Origin of the sequence: Pseudomonas sp. Y24-6, from assembly GCF_020295325.1 — a bacterium.
Taxonomy (GTDB): Bacteria; Pseudomonadota; Gammaproteobacteria; order Pseudomonadales; family Pseudomonadaceae; genus Aquipseudomonas; species Aquipseudomonas gregormendelii.
Genome location: NZ_JACBXG010000011.1, coordinates 49,738 through 65,852, shown reverse-complemented (window position 1 = coordinate 65,852; position 16,115 = coordinate 49,738). Strand labels below are relative to the sequence as shown.

The 16,115-nt window shown below is 59.4% G+C and carries 11 protein-coding genes and 2 pseudogenes; 4 read left to right on the top strand and 9 right to left on the bottom strand.

Annotation, left to right across the window (positions count from 1 at the left end; translation table 11 throughout):
* Positions 1–69: 69 nt before the first annotated feature.
* The 7 genes from HYI44_RS20590 to HYI44_RS20560 all read right to left on the bottom strand — a co-directional run bounded on the left by HYI44_RS20590 (position 70) and on the right by HYI44_RS20560 (position 8,068).
* The gene (locus HYI44_RS20590; RefSeq protein WP_225570331.1) at positions 70–1,317 is read right to left on the bottom strand and encodes an MFS transporter; all 1,248 of its coding nucleotides are present in this window, start codon (positions 1,315–1,317) and stop codon (positions 70–72) included.
* Positions 1,318–1,328: 11 nt separating this feature from the next.
* Entirely contained in the window at positions 1,329–2,150 is an 822-nt protein-coding gene (locus HYI44_RS20585; protein WP_225570330.1) for an SDR family NAD(P)-dependent oxidoreductase, read from the bottom strand.
* Between the two features lie 59 nt (positions 2,151–2,209).
* Positions 2,210–3,574: a phosphotransferase family protein gene (locus HYI44_RS20580; protein WP_225570329.1), complete on the bottom strand. Its 1,365-nt coding sequence runs from the start codon at positions 3,572–3,574 to the stop codon at positions 2,210–2,212.
* 38 nt (positions 3,575–3,612) lie between these two features.
* Entirely contained in the window at positions 3,613–4,062 is a 450-nt protein-coding gene (locus HYI44_RS20575; RefSeq protein WP_225570328.1) for a nuclear transport factor 2 family protein, read from the bottom strand.
* A gap of 33 nt (positions 4,063–4,095) precedes the next feature.
* Positions 4,096–4,914, bottom strand: coding sequence for an SDR family NAD(P)-dependent oxidoreductase (locus HYI44_RS20570; protein WP_225570327.1), 819 nt, complete (start codon positions 4,912–4,914; stop codon positions 4,096–4,098).
* 64 nt (positions 4,915–4,978) lie between these two features.
* Complete coding sequence (locus HYI44_RS20565; RefSeq protein WP_225570326.1) at positions 4,979–6,331, bottom strand: DUF1329 domain-containing protein; 1,353 nt, start codon at positions 6,329–6,331, stop codon at positions 4,979–4,981.
* A gap of 66 nt (positions 6,332–6,397) precedes the next feature.
* Positions 6,398–8,068, bottom strand: coding sequence for a DUF1302 domain-containing protein (locus HYI44_RS20560; RefSeq protein ID WP_225570325.1), 1,671 nt, complete (start codon positions 8,066–8,068; stop codon positions 6,398–6,400).
* A 371-nt stretch (positions 8,069–8,439) separates the two neighbouring features.
* Between HYI44_RS20560 and HYI44_RS20555 the strand changes: the two genes are divergently transcribed.
* On the top strand, positions 8,440–12,003 hold the full coding sequence (locus tag HYI44_RS20555) for an indolepyruvate ferredoxin oxidoreductase family protein (RefSeq protein WP_225570324.1): 3,564 nt from the start codon (positions 8,440–8,442) through the stop codon (positions 12,001–12,003).
* Between the two features lie 69 nt (positions 12,004–12,072).
* Positions 12,073–12,353 (top strand): annotated as a pseudogene (locus HYI44_RS20550) (acetyl-CoA C-acetyltransferase); the annotation flags it as partial.
* A gap of 102 nt (positions 12,354–12,455) precedes the next feature.
* Here the strand turns inward: HYI44_RS20550 and HYI44_RS20545 are convergent.
* Together HYI44_RS20545 and HYI44_RS20540 are read right to left on the bottom strand one after the other, a co-directional pair.
* Positions 12,456–12,650, bottom strand: a pseudogene (locus HYI44_RS20545) (iron-containing alcohol dehydrogenase); the annotation flags it as partial.
* A 69-nt stretch (positions 12,651–12,719) separates the two neighbouring features.
* Entirely contained in the window at positions 12,720–13,571 is an 852-nt protein-coding gene (locus HYI44_RS20540; protein WP_225570323.1) for an IclR family transcriptional regulator, read from the bottom strand.
* Here HYI44_RS20540 and HYI44_RS20535 point away from each other — a divergent pair.
* Together HYI44_RS20535 and HYI44_RS20530 are read left to right on the top strand one after the other, a co-directional pair.
* Positions 13,558–15,087 carry an MFS transporter gene (locus HYI44_RS20535; protein ID WP_225570322.1) on the top strand — a complete coding sequence of 510 codons (1,530 nt, stop codon included), beginning with the start codon at positions 13,558–13,560 and terminating at the stop codon, positions 15,085–15,087. The genes HYI44_RS20540 and HYI44_RS20535 overlap by 14 nt on opposite strands.
* Positions 15,084–16,115, top strand: coding sequence for an HlyD family secretion protein (locus HYI44_RS20530; protein WP_225570321.1), 1,032 nt, complete (start codon positions 15,084–15,086; stop codon positions 16,113–16,115). The genes HYI44_RS20535 and HYI44_RS20530 overlap by 4 nt, the downstream gene beginning before the upstream one ends.

Here is a 16,115-nt window from a genome sequence, read left to right as displayed (position 1 = left end):
TCAGGCTGCACTTTAGGCAATAATTGAACATTATTTCTATATTTGTCTATATCTACTTCAGAAGATTCTCTAACTGGCCACTGATGGCTCGGACTGATATCGCGGATACCCACCCAACGTCAGGAGTAGCAAGGGGCCGACTACAAAGCAGATGAAACTGAACAGCAGCATGGCCGCGTAGCCACCGGTGAGCTTGAACAACCCGGCGAACAGCAACGGCGATATCGCCGCACCTGCGGTAATCAAGCCCAGGTGCGCGCCAAACAAGCGGCCGTAGTCGCGCATGCCGAAGTAGCGGGCGATCAGGAAAGCAGCGATATCGAACTCGGCACCCGCACCCACACCCACCAGCAACGTGGCGAGGGTATACATCGCTATACTGGAATCTCCATAGGCAAAGATGCCACACGCAAATGCCGGCATCAGCAGCGCCAGAGAGGCGACACCGGGCGCCCACAACCGGTCGATCAGGTAGCCCACCAGCAGCCGGCCAAGAATCAGCGACACGCCAAAACTGGCGAAAATCTGACTGGCCTGCAGGGCACTCAAGCCTCGGTCCTGCAGCAACGGCACGATGTTGGTGACCATGCCCACCACGCAGGACACCACCAATGTCATCGACAGGTTGCACACCCAGAACCGCCACGAACGCAGCGCCTCCCGCAATAGCAGCCCGCCGGTTTGTCCGCTGGCGGCCGGGAGTTGCGCCGTGTTGCGCCGGACATCGGCGGTCGGCAATAACCAGCGTAGTGCCAAGGGCAACGCCAGCAGCACCGGCAATACACCCAGCGTGAGGAATCCCGCCTGCCAATTCCACCGACTGATCGCCCAGGCGGTGATCAGCGGCAGCATGATGGCCGCCAGTCCGGAGCCACTGAGGATGATCGCCAGCGCCAGACCACGGTTTTCCTCGAACCACAAGTTCACCAGGTGCGACCAGGTCACCTGCAACGTCCCCAGCCCGGCCAGCGGCACCAGGAAAAATCCGAGATAAAGCGTCCATATCGAGCCATTGATACAGCTCAGGGTGAAGACACTCAGGGACAATGCCAGCAGCGACAGCAACGTGACCCGGCGTAAGCCGTAGCGTGAATTGAGCCAGCCGGCCAATTGCGACGCAACGATGGTGCCCAGCGACAGTGCGGTGATAGCCGCCTGCAACTCCGCCCTGCCCCAGCCCATGGCCTGTTCCAGCGGAATCACCATGGAGCTGAAGCTGTACAGCAACAACGAACTGGAACTGGTGGCAACGCCCACCAGCGCCAGAATCAGCACTCGCCAGCCGCGCTTGAATTCTGCGTTATCAAAGCCTTTCATGGTGTGTGACCTCAGTCGTTACCGATAAACACAGCCGCTTGCGCGCTCTTGCTCAGCACCTGGGCACGGCGTGCCGGGCCAGGCGCATTGGCGACCTGGACAAGGGTGTCTTCGGGGTGAATCAGCGTCGGGCCATTACCCAATTGCTCAAGCGCCAGAAGCGCCAGGTCTTCAGCCTTGGGCAAGGCCATGGTCAGGGCGTCGGAAATATTCAGTTTGACCATGGCGTCGCGCATGGTGGGTGTGTCGACAGTGCCGATGAGCAAGTTGAGCACGTCGACGCCACGGTCTTTCCATTCCGCCCATAACGATTCGCCGAGGTTCAGGGCAAAACCCTTGGTCGCGGTGTACATCGCCAGTTTGCGAATTCCTCCCAAGGCTGCCTGGGAACCCACCAACAGCAAGCCGCCCTGCCCGCGCTCCAGCATCGCGGCGCCAAAAGCGTGGCTGCATTGCATCACGGCCAAGCAATTGAGGCGCAGCAAGGACCCCCAGTCCTCGGTCGAGGTATCGATAAATCGTGTGATGTAGGGGTCGCCACCCGCGTTGTAGATAAACAGACCGACCCGGCGTTCACCAACAGCCGCGAGAAGGCGCTCACAGGCCTCGGGCTGAGTAAGGTCCTGGATCACCACCAGCACTTCGATGGCGTAACGTTGCTCCAATTCGCCTTTCAATTGCGCCAGGGCGTCGCCACGGCGCGCCACCAGCACACAGTTGAGGCCTCGCTCGGCGAGGGCACGGGCAAACGCCGCGCCCACTCCATGGGAGGCACCGGCAATCACCGCCCACGGACCATAGCGATGCAGGAAGGCATTATCAGGAATAGACATAAGCACTCCGAAAACGAAGGCCCGGCGACTAGCCACCGGGCGAGAAAGGTTTCACCCTGTCAGGCGACGGGTGGCAGGTCGATGTGGCTGGCGGAGGCGCCAATGGCGGTGCTGCCGTAGACCAGAACACGTCGTTCGATTTGTGCCATGAACAGGCGCAGCAAGGGTTCGTCGTATTCCGGCCCGGCGCTGTTGACGAAGGCTTCCAGCGCTGTGTCAATCTCGCTGTAATCGTTGAACGTGCGGTCCAGCAGGACTTGCACCTCCTGTTGTTCCAGCTCGCGCAAGTGCAATTCCATGGCATCGCCACGGCCCAGGTACTCCACCAGTTTGCTCACTGCGCGCAGTTTCGTTTTCTGGAAGTCACTGCCGACTTCCACCTGCGACAGAGCATCGCCAAGCATGGTCAGCAACTGGGCATTCGGACCGCTGCTGACCATGTCCAGTTTCGGCGTTTGCAGAGGCACACCCATGGCTTCGGCCAGCGCATGCACCACCACCCGGCGCAGGGCGAGGTCAAACTCGGTGTAGGTGTCATGTGGGTCGCCCGGTTGTGGCGTGGCGATCGATGCCGAGAACTGCATGGTGCTGACAGTGGCAAACAGTGCGGTGTGATAACGCACCACATCGGGATCCGCCGGCTCCCCGGTCACTTGCTGATAGTAGCGATACAGGTCCGCAAAATGGTCTCCGAGCGGCTCGTAATTATCGCGCATCCGTGCCGAAGCCAGGTCAGCCAACGGATCTCCAATCATGGCGAACTCAAAATCGTAGAGCCCCTGTACCTGTCCGTTCTCGAACAGGTATTGCCCTGAATCGTACTGCACGAAAGCAGGCCGGGTACGGTGCTGCGGCACATTGCGGCGCAACCAGCCGAGGGCGAATTCAGCCAGCGGCTGAGGCCTGGTTTTATTGCGCGCATACAGCGGGTAATAAGCCTCCAGGCCTGCGAGGGTGATGTCCTCGGCACTGGTCGGCAGATGAATGCCCTGTTCAATGAAGGGTTGCAACGGCAGTTGGTGCATGCGCGCCATGGCGTCGACCCACTGGCGTGAGACGGCGTGCCGTTCGGCATCATTCTTTGCCGTGTTGACGTCACGGCTGCCCGGTACCAGCTCCATCAAGATCGCTGGCGGGTCTTCGCAATAACCGTAGATGCGCGGTACCGGCACGCCCTGCTCACCGAGCAAGGTCAGAATGTCCGCCTCACGGCGCAGATCCGGAAAGGGGCTGACATCACCGCCCCTTTCGCCACGGATATGCAGTAGCAGGGTTTCGCCATCGCGTTGCAGTTCAAGGTTCCACGCCGGACGCCAGCGCAGCAGACGTTGCATCGCCGTGATGTTCCCACCCAGCAGCCCTTCGACAAAGTTGCGCAGCTTTTCTTCGACCGGATCAACAGTCGCATTTATTGTTGTTGGCATACGGGGTCTTCCTCAGGCGCTGATGTCCAGCGCCGCTCTCAATGGGTGCTGGTGCTACCAGCGTTCGGCCCGCCTACCTGCTCCAGCGGCACGCCCTTTTTCTTCGCCAGATCGGCAGTGTCCAGGTACTCGCGCCACGCACAGATCAGGCCGTGTTCGTCCAGCTCATACACCGCCACCATTGAGTGCGGCATGGGTACTCCATTGCTGACGCAGTAATCGTCGCGTTCGGTCATCACCACGCGCTCCGAAGAGACGATGTGACGCGTTGTACAGCGGTTGTGCGTGACATAACTCATCTGCCGCGCGATTTCGCGGCGCAACGCATCTCGCCCACGGATCACCGGGCCACCGGGCACCCACAGTTGCCAGACGGCGTCGTCTGCGAAGGTGGCCATGATGCGTTCGAGGTCCGGCCGGCTGCCATCGCTGCCGTCGCCCCAGGCGGCGAGCATGTCGAGGATGAAGCGTTCCTGTTCGAGTGCCATAAAATGGGCTCCAGTGCAGTGAATGGATCGGGATCAGATCGAGGCCTGGGGCAACAGGAAATTGCGCACCACCGGCACCATCGGCGTGCCGCAACTCATGCCGCCGTCCACGCGCATCAGCGTGCCGTTGACGTAAGCGGCGTCATCGCTGGCGAGGAAAGCGGCCATGGCCGCGATGTCCTCCGGCTCGCCCAGTTGCGGCACGTTTTGCAGGTCGAGAAAGGCCGCCTTCATCGCCTCGTTGGCCCAGCTTTCCATGGCCGGCGTGCGAATCACCCCCGGCAAAATCCCGTTGCAACGAATGCCGCGTTTACCAAAGGTGGCGGCAATGCTTTGCACGTACCAGTTGAGTGCGGCCTTGGAGGCGCCGTAGCTGAACTGAGAAATTTCGCCGGCAATCGAGCTGGTGGACGAGGTGAACAGAATCGAACCGCTGCCCTGGGCGAGCATGTGCGGCAAGGCGTATTTGCACGCCAACACGCCACCTAACACGTTGACCCGCATGCAGTTGTGGAATAGCTCGGTGTTGAAGTTGATGAAGTCAATGTCGCGGGTAGTGGCCGGGTTTCGGTACACCGCATTGTTGAACAGGACGTCGATTCGGCCGAAGGTTTGCACAGTCTCTTCGACCATCTGCCGCAACGCGGCTTCATCGCCGACATCCACCTGCAGGGCCAGTGCCTTGGCGCCGATTTCAGTCGCCACGGCCTGCGCCGATTCAGCGAAAAGGTCGGTGACCACCACCGTGGCGCCCTCCCGGGCAAAACGCAGGGCCGAGGCGCGGCCGATGCCACTGCCGGCGCCGGTGATCACGCAGACCTTGCCGTCTAAACGTTGCAGTATCTCGCTCATAAAAGGGTCTCGGGACGGATAAAAAAATCGGCGCCCGTGGCGAGCGCCGAAAAGGAGCATGCGGTCAGCGGGTCTGGCCACCGGCTATGGTCTGCGGATTTGCTTCACGCTCAGCGACCGGGGCCTCGCGGTAGCGCGTCGGGCCATTGCCAAACATGCCGTACTGGTCACGGGTGAAGTCATACAACGAGTAGGAATCCTGTTGCGGATTATTCGGAATACCATAGGCCTGGATGTTGTATTGCGAGCCGGTGCGGAACAGTGCGCCGCTGTCGTCCCAGGCGTCGTAGACCGCTGCGCCAAAGGTGTCTTCGTCGATGTAGTAGCGGCGTTTTTTCTGCGCGTGGCGCACGCCGTCCTTGCGCGTCGCTTCCACCACCCAGACGCGGTGCAGCTCCCAGCGCTCACAGGCGGGATTGATGTGTTTGGGCATGAGCTTCTTGTCCATGTCACAACCCCACTTCAGCGTGTAGTTGCTGTAGGGGATGAGCATTTCCTTCTTGCCCACCAGCTTCCAGTCAAAGCGGTCCATCTTTCCGGAAAACAGGAAGATTTCGTCGTAGAACGCCACCCCGCCGAACGCCGAGTTGGGGGTGTCGTAGTTGAATTCCGGGGCCTTGCGGACGCGGCGCTGGCCGGTGCTGTAGCTCCAGGCGTAGCGGGAGTCGGCGACCGGGTCGAGATAATCCCAATACCCGGATGCCTGCCCGGCCGTACGGGCTGGCGCGACGATGCGCGACCAGATGCGCTGGGCGATTTTCGGATCACGCCCGGGAACATCCATCTGGTAGAAAGGTTTCTCGCCGGTGGACCGGTTGGTGTTGGTCAGCGTCGCGTGGCCCTCGTTGACCACATAGGCACTGTGGTTCCAGTCCCAGCCATTCACGCCCTGATAGTTGAGGATGTAGTTCCACATCAATTCACGGCCATCTCGCGGCAGCGGGAATGGCAGACCGCCCCGGCAGCCTTCGCTGATCGACAGGCCGTCGTTCTCGGTTTTGCAGTCCTTGCGGCTGGCGTTGCGCTGGGTGGCTGCCAGGAAATTCGCCGGAAAGGTCGCCGTCCTGTGGGTGGGGTACACCTCAAGATAATAAGTGTCGGGGTTCTGCTTGAGCAGTTGCAGCTGCCCGGCCGCCAATTGGTCGGCGTACTGGTCGGCGTTGGCCGCCGTAATGCGCAAGCGGGGCTTTTCATTGGCAAACGGGTTGGGCCAGTTGCCGTCGCCGGGCACCAGCCCTGCGGGCACTTTCAGGCCACCGTCGTAGGCCGGAATAGTGCCTGCCGCGTTGCCCGCAACAATCGCACCAAAGGTCGTCAGCTTGCCGCCCAGGTCGGCGGTGGTAGCGCCCTCATCGGCCACGGCCGACCCCGCCAAAGCAATGGCCACAAGGCCCATCGCATATGCATTAACCGTCATAACGTTCTCCATTCAGATGGGTGATCGCCGATTCCGGCAATCACGGCATTGCAGTTCAAGGGCGGTTCAGAACGCAGTGCTGAGGGTCAGCGAGACCCAGTTACGGTCGGTCAGGCCAACGTCGCCCGTCCCGCCGATCACTGTTTTGCCGACGCCGGCAACATCGCCATATTTGCGTTCGCTGCCGTAGCCGATGTACGACAGGGTCACGTCGACGCGCTCGTCGTAGGTGCCCTTCACACCCGCTTTCCAGGTGTATTTGCCTTCGTTGCCACCGCCGGTGGCGGCATTGCCGTTGACCCCGTAATCCACACTCATGGGCGTGGAAATATTCCAGCCCGGGAACACCCCCAGCCACTGCGGCGCGAAGCTGACGGCGAGGCCGACGTAGTTTTTGGTCGCACAACCGTAGTGCTTGTCCTGGCCCGCCGGGCAGCCGTCATAGCCTTCACCTTTGAACAGTTCCTCGTGCTTGGTCACCCGTTGCACATGACTGAACGCCATTTCGGTGATCAGACTGCCGGTATCGAAGTAATCGGTGCGCGGCAGTAGCCACAGGCCGTTTACCACCATGTGCCAGGTGTCACCGCGTGCGCCCTGATTGTCTGCAGTACTGATGTTGCTGGAGACCAGCGAGGTGTTCTGGCGATACGACAGGTCTACGCCAAGGGAGCCGCCCCCCAACACCGGGCCTGCGGAATAACCCAGGCCATAGAGCTTGACGTTCTCGGCGTACACGTAACGGGCAAAAGTCGGCGCCACTTGCAGGCCCCACGGGTTGTAGTCATCGAACTCGCGATAGAACGCGCTGACCTCCGAATGCAGGAAATCAAAGCTGTAGGTGCCCATCACGCCCCAGTTGCCCTTGTCCTTGGGTTTGAGCGGATCAATCAGCGGCCGCGAGAAACCACTGAATAGCGGCAAGCGGTCCGGCCCTTCCAGCGCGACGTCCGCTGAGGCTAGATACGTGCCGCCTTCAGGGGCGCGTGTGGTGTCCCATTCGAAGAAATACTGCGCCGCCACTGACAGCTTGTCGGTGACTTGCGCCTGGGTGGAAATCTGCGTCAGTGGCAGGAAGATTTCGCGGGTTTCGGTGCCGGGGTTGCTTACCGCTTTGCGGCCATCCAGCGGTGCCTGGGAATAGGACACGGCATGGCCGGCGATCAGCAGGCCGTTACCCCAGTACACGGTATGCCGGCCGGCACGCACGCTGACCGGAATCTCACCCAGGTCGAATCGGGTAAACGCAAAGGCGTCCAGCAACTCGCCGCTGGGTCCGCGGTGGAAACGCTTAGTGAAACTGGAGTATTTACCGTTGTTGTAGCTAGGCGTGCTGGTACCGGGAAACGCGCCTGGGTAGTAAACATTGCCGGGGCTGGTTTCGACATCAGTGTTTTCATATGCCTGGTCGTACCAGCCAGCGCCACTGATGCGAAAGCCGTTGTACTGCTTGTACGCGACCTCCATTTCGCTCATCAAATCAACCCGATTGGTCACCACATCGCCGCGATCAAACTTGGCATCGGACTCATCGTAGCTGGCGTTGTTGGCCAATGCCGAGTCGCGCCCCTCGGCCCGAATACCGAGGTTGTAGCGCACGGTGTTGTCCCAGCGCGCGGTCAGGTCAGGGTTGCCGGTATCAAACTCGGCCGCCTGACTGTCTCCAATGAGCAAGGCTCCCCCGGTCACGCTGAACCAGACAGCCAGGCTTAACGACTTCAGCTTTGCGTCGTTCATCAACACTCCCTCTACATTCTTGTTGTTATTGGCAGCCGCAGTGTCGGGCCCCGTGGACCGCGCTGATCAGCACTGCCCGAGGGCATTCGGCGTGGAGTGAAGTAGACGGGACCACACGGTTTGGGCACAACGATTGGGAGCATTGCTGACGTGCATTTTGCTATTGATCAAATGCGTGCACGCTGGACGGCGATGTAAAACGAGCACTGCGTCATACGGCCCAATAAGTCTCGGCTGCTATTTGATTAACCAATACCGAGCGCCTGTTTTTGTGATTTTACGATGGCAAAACCGCTCCCTAGACTCCAGCCAATAACTAGGCAACGCCGCTCTCCTGGCGCCGCCATGACAATAAAGCCTGGAGGATGAACATGAGTGCGCCCCCATCTCTGGATGACAAATACGTCCGGCACACTGGAAAAGTCTTGCTCACCGGCATTCAGGCGCTTGTGCGTCTGCCACTGATGCAGCGCCAACGCGATCTGGCCAATGGTCTGAACACCGCCGGGTTTATTTCCGGGTACCGTGGCTCGCCGCTGGGTGGTTTCGACCAGGCATTGTGGAAGGCGCGCGACTATCTCAAAGAGCACCACACAGTGTTCCATCCAGGCATGAACGAAGACCTGGCCGCGACCTCTATCTGGGGCACGCAGCAGGTTAATCTGTTCGAAGGCGCGACCTACGATGGCGTTTTTGGCATGTGGTACGGCAAGGGTCCTGGCGTCGACCGCTGCGGCGACGTGTTCCGCCACGCCAACGCCGCCGGCACCTCGCAGTTTGGCGGTGTGCTGGCCATAGCCGGCGATGACCATGGCGCGCGCTCCTCCTCGCTACCGCACCAGACCGAGCACATTTTCAAAGCGGTGATGATGCCGGTGCTGGCGCCATCGGGGGTGCAGGAATACCTCGACTACGGCATGCATGGCTGGGCCATGTCGCGCTATTCCGGCTGCTGGGTCGCCCTCAAAGCGGTGGCCGACACCGTAGAGAGCGCGGCCGTCGTCGACATCGACATTCATCGCGTACAACCGATCATTCCCAATATCCCGCTGCCCGAAGGAGGCTTGAATATCCGTTGGCCAGACCCACCCCTGGCACAGGAACAGCGCCTGCTGGAACACAAGCTATATGCTGCCCTCGCCTATGCCCGGGCCAACCGCCTCGACCGTGTCGTGATGGACTCAGCGAAAGCGCGCATCGGCATCATCACGTCAGGCAAATCGTACCTCGACGTTTGCCAGGCACTGAAAATCCTCGGCATCGACGAAACACTCGCCCAGCAGATTGGCCTGAGGGTCTACAAGGTCGGCATGGTTTGGCCGCTGGAGGCTGAAGGCGTCCGGCAGTTTGCCGAGGGCCTGGAAGAAATCGTGGTGGTGGAAGAAAAACGCCACATGATCGAATACCAGTTGAAGGAAGAACTCTACAACTGGCGCGAGGACGTACGCCCGCGCATCGTCGGCAAGTTTGACGACAAGGGTGAGTGGAGCCTGCCACACACGGGTTGGTTGCTACCAGCCATCAACGACCTGACCCCGGCGATGATCGCCCGTGCGCTGGCCAAGCGTATTCTGCGCCTGCATCAAAGTGGCCCGCTGCAAGTGCGCCTGGCCGTGCTGGATGCGCAACTGGCCAGCAAAGATCAATTCAGTAACCTGATGGAACGCGTGCCCCACTACTGTTCCGGTTGCCCGCACAATACATCGACCAAAGTCCCGCAGGGCAGTCGCGCACTGGCCGGCATTGGCTGCCATTACATGGCCGCCTGGATCTATCCGCAGACCCAGACTTTCAGTCAGATGGGCGGCGAAGGCGTAGCGTGGATCGGCCAGGCACCGTTCACCACTACTCAACATGTGTTCGCCAACCTCGGTGACGGAACCTATTTCCACTCCGGCATTCTCGCTATTCGGGCTGCGATCGCCGCCAAGGTGCAAATCACCTACAAGATTCTCTACAACGACGCCGTGGCCATGACCGGCGGACAACCGGTGGACGGCAGCCTCAGCGTGGCGCAAATCAGCCGGCAGCTCGTTGCCGAAGGCGTGCAGCGCGTGGTGGTGGTCAGCGAAGATGTCGAGAAATATCAACACATCCATGATCTGGCAGACGGCGTTCCGGTGCTGCGTCGCGACCAGATGGACGAAGTGCAGGAACAGCTGCGCCAGTTCCAAGGCGTATCCGCAATCATCTATGACCAGACGTGCGCTGCGGAAAAACGTCGGCGGCGCAAGCGCGGCAAGTTCCCGGACCCGGCACGCCGGGTGGTGATCAACGAAGCAGTCTGTGAAGGCTGCGGCGATTGCAGCAGCAAGTCCAACTGCATGTCGGTGGTGGCAGTGGAAACCGAATTTGGCCGCAAGCGCGAAATCGACCAGTCTTCATGCAACAAGGACTTCACTTGCCTCAACGGCTTCTGCCCGAGTTTTGTCACGGTCGAAGGCGGGACGTTGCGCAAACCCAAAGCGCTGGCCGCTGCAGCAGATGAAGTGTGGGACCTGCCGACGCCTTCGACTGTTGCGCTGGACGTGCCTTGCAGCATTCTGGTGACCGGCGTGGGCGGTACTGGCGTGGTGACGATTGGGGCCCTGCTCGGGATGGCGGCGTTCATCGAGGGCAAGGGCACGCTCAACCTGGACATGGCCGGCATGGCGCAAAAAGGTGGCGCGGTGTGGTCGCACATCCGCATCGCCGCGCACCAGGACCAGTTGTTTGCACCGCGGATTGCCGAAGGAGAAGCGGCCCTGCTGCTGGGATGCGATCTGGTGGTCAGCGCCAACACCGAAACCCTGTCCAAACTGCGCCAAGGTGTTACGCATGCGCTGATCAACAGCGAAGAAACTATCACCAGCGCCTTTGTGCGGACCTTCGCGCAGCAGGCGGAAAGCGGTGACTTGCTCAAGCACCCGGATCCAACATTCAAGACCCAAACCATGACGGCGCAAATTGCTGAAGCGGTGGGTCATGCTCAGGCAGACTTCATCGACGCGAGCAAAATCGCCACAGCCTTGATGGGCGATTCGATTGCCACCAACACCTTCATGCTTGGCTACGCCTGCCAGAAAGGCTGGTTGCCGGTGGGCGAGGCAGCGCTGCTGCAGGCCATCGAACTAAACGGCACGGCGGTGCCCTTCAACCTCGCCGCGTTTGCCTGGGGCCGGCGCAGCGCCGAAGATTTGCCACGGGTATTGCGCAAGCTGGAAGCAGGCAAGGTACAGAATGCCGACCGCCTGTTGTCGCAAAGCATGGAAGAATCGCTGGAGCGGCGCGTGGCATTCCTCACCGACTATCAGAACAAAGCCTATGCCCAACGCTACCGGGACAAGGTCGAGCAGTTCATGAAGGCGGAGACTGCGCTGCTTGGGCAACCGGGCGAGCTGTCGGCAAACGTCGCCCGCTACTACTTCAAAGTGCTGGCAATCAAAGACGAATATGAAGTGGCGCGCCTGTTTACTGATGGCCAGTTTTTGAAAAAAATCCAGGCGGGCTTCGAGGGTGATTTCCGCCTGCGCTTCCACCTCGCTCCACCGCTGCTGAATGATAACGGCAGCGGCCGTGAGCCGAAAAAGCGCAGCTTCGGCCCGTGGATGCTACAAGGCTTCAAGCTGCTGGCCAGGTTTCGGTTTCTGCGCAACACCTGGGTCGATCCGTTTGGTCACACTCACGAACGCAAGGTGGAACGTAACTGGCTGGCCAATTACGAACGAGTCCTCGATGAAGTCTTGATGGATTTGACCGCCGACAACCTGAGCCTGGCCCAGGAACTGGCACAGCTGCCAGACAGCGTGCGCGGTTATGGTCCGGTCAAGGAGCGCTTCCTCGTCCACGCCCAACAGCGCCAGGCGCAATTGCTTGAACGGTGGCGCGATGGCTCGAACGCTCAGTTCCACGATGCCAGTCAGACCGGCAGCAAGATAGCCGTTACCCAACTTTAAGCCGGAGTGTGGCAGGCGTTGATTGCCTGAAAAGGCATCACGCCGTTCTACCGGAAACGGGAGCACAGCATGCTTGAAGTCGTGATAGTTGCCGCCGCCCGCACCGCCATCGGTACCTTCCAGGGCGCATTGGCCGACACCAGTGCCGTGGAAATCCGTGATGCTGGCGGCTCAGGCGATTCGCTGTGGGGATTCGCTGTGGCGATGCGTAGGTGGTGATTGCCGGCACTATGGAAAACATGAGCCTGGCTCCCTGCACGCTGGCCAAAGCGCGCACCGGGTTGCGCATGGGTCACGCGCAACTGGCCGGCTCGCTTCTGCAGGACGGCCTGATCGAGGCCTTGCACGAGTCATGAGCGTCCTGCTGCTCGCGGGTCGAGAAAGACGCGAGCGTCACCGCCGGCAACGCCTCGATGATCAACGATGTGCCGGGACTAAGAGCGCTCGGCACACACCAAGCGTGCGCGTATCTGCCGCTGATTGAGCTCCCGACAGTCAATGCCGAAGGTCTCTGCGATCACCTTGAACCGCTCGGGCGCGGAGGTATAGTTGAACGCTACGACGTGTTCGACAAGCACGGCGTTGCACAAGCCGTGCGGCAAGTCGAGGTGACCACCGAGGCTGTGCGACATCGCGTGTACCGCGCCAGTCGACTTCGCCGATCGCACTTGCTTGCGTGGGAGCGGAGGTCTGAGGCGACGGTCGTAAAAGCTGTACTAATCGATACTTCGCAAGCCGTTGATGAGGTCTTCCTTACACTTCAGTAGCGCAGCCTCTACCGTTTCCTTCGCCTGTTCGATTCGCCAAACCGGGCCGACCACATCGATAGCATACCGGCCTTGAGGCGTCTGTATGCCCACCGCTATGGCACCGACACCAATCGTGTGCTCATCGAAGTCATAGGCGAACCCGCCTTGCCTGACCTGCCCAAGCTGTATCAACAACTCTTGGAGCGTAGGTGTTTTGGGGGTGAATTGTTTGAGCTCCGGCCCCAGCAGCTCGCAGATAGCCTGGTCATTCAGGGTGGACAGCAAAATTTTTCCCCCTGACGTTGCGTAGATGCTCAAGAAACTGCCCGCAACGGGTGCAACCCTGAGTGCATGTGGCGAAACGATAGATTGAAGAATCATCAACTCCGTACCACTCGCCCCGACCAGAACTGCCGTCTCCCCGGTGACTCGCGAAAGTTCCTCCAGATAAGAGCGGGATTTTTGAGTGATATCGACATGACTGTGCGAGGCCAGGCGCATGAGTGCCGGCCCCAGGCAAACACCACCCCTTCCATGCACCTCCAAAAGATCCTCGTGTGCAAGTGCATCCACCAACCGCTGGACGGTTGAGCGCGGTAAACCGCTTAGTTTGGCGATTGCGCCAAGGCTTAACCCCGAGGGTTCGTTTTCCAGGCAGCGAAGAATCGCTGCCGCCCGAGAGATGACCTGGACGCCACCGCGATCAGATTCCTGAATTGTCATAGCATTGCCTTTAGTATCGCTCATTGGTACAGTGTACCGCATCGTAGGTTGTATATCATTTTGCATAGCAGGAATTTCTCCCTTGTCCGCATCCATTTCACCCCCCGCTCCTGCCCCTTTCGGCTTGAGGCTCGCCATCGGCTTGATCGGCGTTTTGATTGCCGCCCTTACGTCAGGCATCAATGACCGAGTCACTGATATTACCTTGGTCGATATCTTGGGCATCTATGGTCTCGGCCATGATGAAGGCACGTGGGTAAGCTCTGCATATGCGGCCGCCGAGGTATCCGCGATGCTTATAGCGCCGTGGCTTGCCGTGACGTTTTCACTTCGCCGTTTTGCGATTGTTGCCACTTTTGCCTTCACCACTTTCGGTGCAATCATTCCTTTCGCACCCAACCTTGAAAGCCTGGTTACGCTGCGGGTGCTGCAAGGTTTGGCTGGCGGCGCGTTGCCACCCTTACTAATGACTGCCGCTCTGCGTTTTTTGCCTTGGCACGTCAAGCTCTATGGGCTCTCCGCCTATGCCCTGACTGCTACCTTCGGTCCAAACATCTCAATGCCACTGGCCTCACTTTGGACTGAAGGTGGGGATTGGAGAATGGTCTTTTGGCAGATCGTACCGACAGGTTTGATCGGTGCAGCATTGATTGCCTACGGACTGCCGCAAGATCCAGTTCGCCTGGAGCGTTTCAAGCAAGCCGATTGGCGAGGAGCACTGCTTGGCATAAGCGGTATTTCAATGCTCGTTATCGCCCTGACTCAAGGTGAGCGACTCGACTGGTTGAATTCGTCGTTGATCGGCATCCTTCTTCTGGGGGCTGCGGTGTGCCTGCCGCTTTTCCTATTGAATGAGTGGTTTCACCCCCTTCCATTGTTCAAGCTGCAACTGCTGGAAAGGCGCAACTTTGCCTACGGCATTATCACTTTGTGCTTGTTTCTGTTTCTGTCCATGGCCGGCAGTGCAATCCCGGCATCATATCTGACTGAAGTTCAAGGGTATCGCCCGCTCCAGACAATGCCAACAGCGCTGATGATTGCCTTGCCACAATTGTTGCTGGCTCCGCTGGTTGCGGCCGTGATCAATCGTAACTGGGTCGACTCGCGCTATGTCATTGGCGGCGGTCTTATGCTACTGGCGCTTGCTTGTGTCGGCGGTTCGTTGATCACCAGTGACTGGATTCGGGACGACTTGTACGTACTTCAAATCCTTCATGCCTTCGGTCAACCCATGGTTGTGGTGCCCTTGCTGATGAACGCAACCGGCGTGATCCATCCAATGGAAGGCCCGTTCGCTTCGTCGATGGTCAACACAATGCGCGGGTTGTTTTCAGTGGTCGCAGCCTCGGCATTGGAGAACTTTGTCACGCATCGCGAGCACCTGCATTCCAATACTTTGCTCGATGCCTTGGGCTCAAAACACCAAGCGCTTGCTCCCCTGCTCAATGAAAACACCACCAGCTCCATTGCCGAGCGCATTCGTGAGCAGGCCTTTGTATTGAGCTTCAGCGACGCATACCTGGCATCGCTGTCTGTCATCACCGTTTTGCTTGTCGTCCTCCTGACCTTGCCCAAACGCGCCTTTCCACCGCAACCCCCGGTATCTCCATGAAACAACATAGAACTGCAATTGGTTTAATCACTACCGCCATCGTCATCTGTGCCGTCTACACCGGCTACAAACTCCTGAGTGAAGGTTCTGTCCAGCGCACGGATGACGCGTACATCAGAGCCGACTCAGTACTGGTATCGCCTCGTCTGTCCGGACAAATCACAAAGGTTGCCGTGGACGACAACCAGTCAGTAAAAGCAGGCCAGTTGCTGGCAGAGCTGGATGACCGGGACTTTCTCGTTGCACAGGCAGCGGCGGCGGCAAACGTTCAAGCGGCAAAAGCCGAGCTGAAGAATCTTGGCGCCAGTATCGAACGCCAATCAGCTGTCATAGATCAGGCCGCGGCGACGACACGCTCCACTGCCGCTTCGTTGAAGTTCGCGCAAGCGAATGCCCAGCGCTACTTCAACCTATCGAACGCGGGCGCGGGGACGCAGCAGGAACGGCAAAAAGCCGAGGCAGAGCTTCAAGGCTGGCAGGCTACGCGAGATAGGGATGAGGCTTCCCGGATCGCTGCAATGAAAACACTGGAGGTATTGAAGGCTCAGCTTGATGTTGCTAAGGCCGCGCTGGAAAAAGATGAAGCGGCGCTCAGACAGGCTGATCTCAACCTGTCCTACACCAAAATCACCGCTCCCCAGGATGGAATGGTTGGCCAGCGTTCTGTTCGCGTTGGTGCGTACGTCTCTCAAGGGCAGCCGCTGATGGCTATAGTCCCCCTACGCGAGGCATTCGTGGTTGCCAACTTTCGCGAGACACAACTGGCTCACATGAGAGAAGAGCAGGCTGTGGACTTGCGTGTCGACAGCTTCCCGGATCACAGATTCAAAGGACGTATCGAGAGCCTCGCGCCAGCCACTGGCCTGTCGTTTTCGGAAATTGCCCCCGACAACGCCACAGGCAACTTCACAAAAGTCGTCCAGCGTATCCCGGTAAAAATCGTCTTCGACGAGAGCCAACCTGACCTGGATCGGCTACGCATAGGGATGTCGGTGGTTGTCAGCGTCGATACCATCAAGGAGCACTGA